The organism is Pseudoalteromonas sp. S1609 (genome assembly GCF_005887255.1).
Lineage (GTDB): Bacteria > Pseudomonadota > Gammaproteobacteria > Enterobacterales > Alteromonadaceae > Pseudoalteromonas.
Genome location: NZ_PNDJ01000148.1, coordinates 1 through 256, shown reverse-complemented (window position 1 = coordinate 256; position 256 = coordinate 1). Strand labels below are relative to the sequence as shown.

The following is a 256-nucleotide window of genomic DNA, read 5'->3' as shown; positions in this document are numbered from 1 at the left end:
GCAGTGTTAACTTTACCCAAAGGTGATAGCGATTATTCTGGCCGTTGGCGCGAAATTAAAAAACGTTTTTCTAAAGGCTTGCCTAAAAACGAACATTTACCACTTGCACGCGTTAATAAAAATGAACGAGGGATTTGGCAACGCCGTTTTTGGGAGCATACTATTGTTGATGAACGTGATTATTGGCACCACGTAAATTATGTGCATGTTAACCCGCTTAAACATGGTTTGGTTGAGTGGGTGATTGATTGGCCTT

General features: G+C 41.0%; 1 protein-coding gene. It reads left to right on the top strand.

What is annotated here, in order from left to right; genetic code table 11:
- Positions 1–256 (top strand): REP-associated tyrosine transposase (locus tag CWB76_RS19145; protein ID WP_502704773.1); only part of this gene is annotated, 256 nt, incomplete at both ends.